Below are 386 nucleotides of genomic sequence, written 5' to 3'. Positions count from 1 at the left end.
GTCTGGTGGCCGTACCGGGTCGACTGGCTCGAACTGCGGACTCCTGGCGGGCGACGGTTCCGCCCGGTCGAGTTCCCCGGCGGCGACTTCACCGAGTTCGTGCTGCGGGAGGTGGCCCGGACGGGTTGGTCCAAGCACGTCCGGATCGCCGTCGACGCGCCGGCGGAGGAGGTGCTGGCACGGATCAACGCCACCGTCGGCGTGGTGGAGGCGATCGATGCCACCCACAGCGTGCTGATCACCGGTGGTGACAGCTGGGAGATCATCGCCGTCTACATCGGCATGCTGGGCATCGACTTCCACGTCGACGGTCCGGACGAGCTGATCGCCCACCTGGAGATCATCGGGGCTCGCTATGCCCGGGCGGTGCCGCGGCGGCAGAGCAC

General features: G+C 69.4%; 1 protein-coding gene. It reads left to right on the top strand.

Features of this window, described 5'->3' with window-relative positions; all coding sequences use genetic code 11:
* On the top strand, positions 1–386 hold a 386-nt coding region (locus I6F37_RS44445; RefSeq protein ID WP_225155050.1), incomplete at both ends, for a WYL domain-containing protein.

Source organism: Bradyrhizobium sp. NBAIM08, from assembly GCF_020193935.1.
GTDB lineage: Bacteria > Pseudomonadota > Alphaproteobacteria > Rhizobiales > Xanthobacteraceae > Bradyrhizobium > Bradyrhizobium yuanmingense.
Note: the sequence above shows the minus strand (reverse complement) of the source record. Positions and strands in the feature narration are given on the sequence as shown.